We start from the raw sequence: 5,090 nt of genomic DNA, 5'->3' as shown, positions 1-5,090 counted from the left end.
TAAGGCCGGACTGAAGATTCTCGCCGCCACCATTGGCCCCTTCGCGGGCGCGATCTATCCAGGGGTCAGCACTCCCGAGGGCCTGGCCTCCCGACGCGAAGTGAATGACTGGATCCGCACTACCGACGCTTTCGACGCCGTCTTCGATGTGGCCCGAGCTGTCGAGAATCCCGAGGCTCGCGACTACATCCACCTAGCCCTGGACAGCGGTGACGGCATGCACCTCAACGACAAAGGTGCCCAGGCCATGGCCGACTCCGTGGACCTCGAAACCCTCACACTCTAGAGGTCGATGGACACGACCGCAGGACGCTTGTCACTATAGCGTTCATATCGACTACTATCTGAGCCATGACGACGAGCCTGGTGATCCGAGACGCCACCGAGGATGACGGCGCTGCGTGTGCAGCGATCTATGGACCGTACGTGACCGACACCGCCATCAGCTTCGAGCTGGAGCCTCCGAGTGCGGACGAGATGGCCGACCGCATCGCCGCGGCCAGCAAGAACCACGCCTGGCTCGTCGCCGAGGAAGCCGGACGCGTCTTCGGCTACGCCTACGCAACGGCCTTCGCCGAGCGGGCCGCGTATCGATGGTCGTGCACCACGAGCGTCTACCTCGAACTCGGACGGCGCCGCACCGGCGCTGGCCGCGCCCTCTACGAACCCCTCCTAGCCCGGCTGACCGACCTCGGATATCGCCAAGCGATGGCCGGCATGACCCTCCCCAACGACGCCAGCGCCGGACTGCACCGGGCCCTCGGGTTCGAGCCCGTCGGCGTCTACCACCGGGTCGGCTGGAAACACGGCCAGTGGCGCGACGTCGCCTGGGTCCAGAAGACGCTCTCCGACGCCACAGACCCACCCACCGAACATCGCTGACCGCGCCGACATTCCGAGGCTTCTCGGTATGTGCTCCTGAGCTCATGCCAGGACCGTCAATGCCCGTCCCTCCCTGCACAGGGGCAGCTCTCCGCATCCCACAACTCGTGCGGCCACACCTCTACCGTCTCCCGTGGCACGTTCGCCTAGTCAGTTATTTCGCGTGCGCTGGAGCCCAATGCCAGCAATCCGCCGACAACCACCACGCCAACCTGTGACGCCGCAGGTCACGCATGCACCTATGTACGGCCGAATCCGCGCTGAGTGCATCGTCAACCACAGCGAATCGTCGACCGGGTAGTGGACGGGATCCGCTTCCGCCGACGATCGGAAGGTCACGAGAATGCGGCGCTGGGACATCTGGCCCGATTTAGCTGGGACCTCACACCACCACGTAGCCCAAATGACGCTAGGCGGGGTTCGCGCGTTCGCCCGAGCGCAGCATTGCAGCGGCTTGGAGTACTCGAATTTGGACTAGGTCGCAGCAGTGCCGAGCTTGAATCCTAGTACTCGCCACGAGCGGCAGCCCTGACATCGCTGCCCGGTCACCGTAGAGCAAACCGGACCTCGGTGAGCGCGTCTACTTCAGCAAGCCACCGGTCCAGTGAGCTTCGTGGTTCTTCTTCAGTCTCTTGATGTCCCCGAACACTGTCCTCAGGGTCGGCGCGAGCGGAACATCGTCATCGTGTGCTCCTGGATTGAGGCACCGTTTCCAGAGGTTCCATCGCCCTCGTTCGTCGTTGCCAAGAGCGAAGCCGAGTACCTCCGGAATCAAGTCACCAAGGACCTTGTCGCCAACCTCCGAGACCCGCGTAGGCGTCGCTGCCTGCGTTCGTCCTGTAGCAATAATCTGCTTGGCAAGCCGCTCGGCAGCGCGTCGCAGCGCGTTGGCCGCGTTGCGCCTCCCCTCGACGGTCAGACTGGCGATGGAGTCCTGAGCCTCTAGAAGGTATTTGCCGAAGACGTCACTCTCATTGGTAACGGTCGTCCCCTCAACCATGTCCGACAGGGCGAGTTCGTAATGTTCCAGCCCGCGATGGCCCTGTACCTCCACGATATTGACGGCCAGTTTCGGATCATGGGTGCAGACGATGACCTGGACGCCGTCGTCCATGAGGTTCCCCAGGGTGTTGAGGGTGAACGTCACCCGATGCTCCGGGTCATAGCCGGGCAGGGGGTCATCCAGGACCACGACCGGACTACCAAGCAGTCGTTGACGCGCAACAAAGGCCGCCAATCCCAACGCGTTGAGTTGGCTGTCGCTGAACACCCCGACCGCATCGCGAACCTCGGGGGAAGCCTCGTTCGACACCGCGAGCTCGGCAGTGAGGTTTACATAGCGACGCCCGGACGCCCGACGCCCAACACCGCCGAACCGCACCAACTCGTCCGGCCGGAGGCTAGCCCACCATCTGTCGATCTCGGAACCCATCTTCCCGAACCGGTCATCGAGCAGAGCCTGCTCCGCAGTGTGGATCATCCGACCGAGCACATCGATTCGTTGTTTGGCCTTCTTCCGCTGAGCTCCGAACCGCTGTTCGCGTCGCAGTTCATCCCGATGTGCCAGGAGGTCCAGAATCTCTCGGGTCCCGGAGGGCAACGTCGCCGACTGCAACTTCTCGCCAAGCTCCTCGTGCAGCCCATCAACGAGACGCTTCAGATCATAAGCCTCCTGCTGCACGGCGGCGATGCACTCGTTGACTTGCATCAGTAGTGGAGAGACGTGATCCTGAATTGCTGCACGCTCACCAACCCTTCGAACAGCTACTTCGATTAGGTTCTTCACCTGACCGCGAATCTCCCGCAGCCGCTGCACTGCCCTGGCCGCTCGAGAGACCATTCCGCCCGCGGAGTCTTCGGAGTTCAGCGCCAAGACCTTAACCTGATCGCCGTCTCGGAGTGTGTCCCGATGCGCCGCAGCTTCGGCCCACTCTTTCTCATCCCAAGCATGAGCCTCGGGGAGGACGGATCTAAGTGCGCTCCCAATTCGATCGATTTCCTGGAGGGAACGCTGCAACTCACCCGCGACCATTCCAGCCGCCTCCTGCATGTCGCCAGACGCGGTGAGCTGTTCGCGAAGTTGCGCGATGCGCTGGGGACGCAATGTGCCGTCCTCGCAAACGGGACAGCTCGTGGGCTCGGACAGTCCTCGTAGATGCGGATGGTTCAGAACCGCGTTGAAGATCGGTGTCAACCTTGCCACCTCGGCGTCAACGGACCGTAGTCGCTCGATGTATGTGCCGACGCTCCGCTCTAGGCGCGTTGTGTCCACAGCCGCGGGCAATCGGGCGGGCTTCGGCATCAGGGCCCCGATTGGAAAGACCTCCTCCTCGGCGTGAGCCTTGATTCTCTGCAAGCCCGCAATCACGTCATCGACGTTTGTGCCACTCACCGAGGGACTGAATGCCTTGGCAGCTGCCACAAGGTGCTTGGTCAAGGTCGGTTGATCGGTCGCACTCGCTGCTTTACCCAAAGCAGCAGCGGCAGATGCGTTCTCCTGAGCCACGCCGCAAAGCGTCGAGAGAGCAGCCACCCACGGCAGCGACGGCAGGTCCGCAACCCTTTTCTTGGAACGGCTGACCGCCTCGCGCACGATGTCGAGGTCAGTCAGCTCAAGCAGTGACCGAAAATACGCAGCGCGCTTCTGTGGCTCCGTGGAGAGCACGTAACGGAGGTTGTGCTGCAGCAAGACCGGTGCGGCAAGCGGCGGATCGCCGAACGGGAATCCGAGCGAGTCTAGGTCAGCCGCCACCTGAGAGTCGACCATTACCGTACTCGCGCAGTCGGCTGATGCGGAGTAGTCGGCGGTCAGCGTGCGACGGACAGTACGCACTACGCCGTCAGCGCACCTGATCTCGGCCTCCACCCACACGTCGGTGTCGCCCTCAGGCAAGTGGACATTGGCGAGCATCCGTTCGTACTCGGCCTTCGCGCCACCGAATAGATCTCTCCTACTGCTGGTCCCCGTGAACAAGAACTCCAGCGCCTCAGCGGTCGCGGTCTTCCCCTGGCTGTTATCACCTTTGATGACCGTGATCGGTGAGTCCAGCTCCATCTCCCGGGCCTCGGTCCCGTAGGAGCGGAAGCCTCGTATGCGCAGACGCACGATGCGGGGCGGCAGCACGTACACCGACTCAGGCGCCGGACTCATCATGCACCTCCAGCCAGCGGTCGACCAATGCGTCGACCTTCGCGGCGACATCGTCAACGGACTCCGCAGCTTCCAACTCCGTGAGGAACTCGTGGGCATCCAACGCGCTCTGGTCAGCCGGCAGTTGCGCGCGGAGGTCCCCGAGGTTCGGAATCAATCTACTCATCCAAGCCTCCATCCCAGTCCATGATCATAGAAATCGGAGCCGAGACGCGTCGACAGTTCCACACGCCCAGAGCCATTCAGCGACCGTCCTCGTCCTGCATTCGGTATCGGACTACTTCCACAACGATGTGGCGTACCGCAAACGTGACGGCCCTGGACCGGAATGATCCTGTAGTGCATATCTCCGCCGCTTTGCGCCGTGGGGAACGCTGTCGACGCGGTCGGTGGCGGCAGGGCAAGCGTCAGTCAAGAGGCCTCACCGTGTGTGCGGCGATCGGTGGCGGAGGCTTGGTCGCCAGAGACCGCCGGGGACCAAGCCTCGTCGAACACCATCCTGGTGCCGTTCCAACCGGACTCGATGAGCCGAGCCCGTCTCGTATCTAGCTCGGCGCTCCGGACACACCCGTAGCATGTACACCTACCAGCTACGCGATGGCTCGAGTGGTGCGAGACCAACCGCTTGGACCCGATGGAAGGATCCAACGCGCCCACGTGGAGCTGTACATCCGGCGCCTCGGCCGCTCTGGGCTGATTCCTCCTCGATCAACACGATGATGCACGGCGTCCCCGGGGTTCTGCCGGCTTGCCCATATCGACGGCACAATCCCGGCGGCCCCACGGTCTAACGCGCGGCTACTGAAGATCCACACCGATGAGTCCCGCTCCCAGGGTCTAGACCGGCTCGGGCTGATCCAGTTCTTCCAAGTCGCGCAGACCAAGCGTGCACCACGACTCCCTGGCGTGCCTGCAAGGCATCAACGCCCCACGGGCGTCCGTGGCTGCATCGGTCAGGACGAGGAACCGCTGTCAACGACGCTCCAAACTTGACCCCGTGGCGACGGTTGAATTTTGACCCCCTGGATGGTTGTTGATCTTTATTCGTCGGTTGTGT

General features: G+C 62.8%; 4 protein-coding genes. 2 read left to right on the top strand and 2 right to left on the bottom strand.

Annotation, left to right across the window (positions count from 1 at the left end; genetic code table 11):
* Together ELR45_RS40030 and ELR45_RS33145 are read left to right on the top strand one after the other, a co-directional pair.
* A partial coding sequence (locus tag ELR45_RS40030; protein WP_276320762.1) for an SGNH/GDSL hydrolase family protein occupies window positions 1-286 on the top strand: 286 nt, incomplete at its 5' end.
* Window positions 287-351: 65 nt separating this feature from the next.
* Entirely contained in the window at window positions 352-882 is a 531-nt protein-coding gene (locus ELR45_RS33145; protein WP_205857766.1) for a GNAT family N-acetyltransferase, read from the top strand.
* 580 nt (window positions 883-1,462) lie between these two features.
* Here ELR45_RS33145 and ELR45_RS33140 read toward each other — a convergent pair.
* Together ELR45_RS33140 and ELR45_RS36210 are read right to left on the bottom strand one after the other, a co-directional pair.
* Window positions 1,463-4,033 (bottom strand): AAA family ATPase, encoded by a 2,571-nt coding sequence (locus ELR45_RS33140; RefSeq protein WP_276320763.1) that lies wholly within the window; start codon window positions 4,031-4,033, stop codon window positions 1,463-1,465.
* On the bottom strand, window positions 4,017-4,199 hold the full coding sequence (locus ELR45_RS36210) for a hypothetical protein (RefSeq protein ID WP_165368326.1): 183 nt from the start codon (window positions 4,197-4,199) through the stop codon (window positions 4,017-4,019). Before ELR45_RS36210 ends, ELR45_RS33140 begins: the two co-directional genes overlap by 17 nt.
* Between the last annotated feature and the right edge of the window lie 891 nt (window positions 4,200-5,090).

Source organism: Phytoactinopolyspora endophytica, from assembly GCF_004138495.1.
Lineage (GTDB): Bacteria > Actinomycetota > Actinomycetes > Jiangellales > Jiangellaceae > Phytoactinopolyspora > Phytoactinopolyspora endophytica.
Note: the sequence above shows the minus strand (reverse complement) of the source record. Positions and strands in the feature narration are given on the sequence as shown.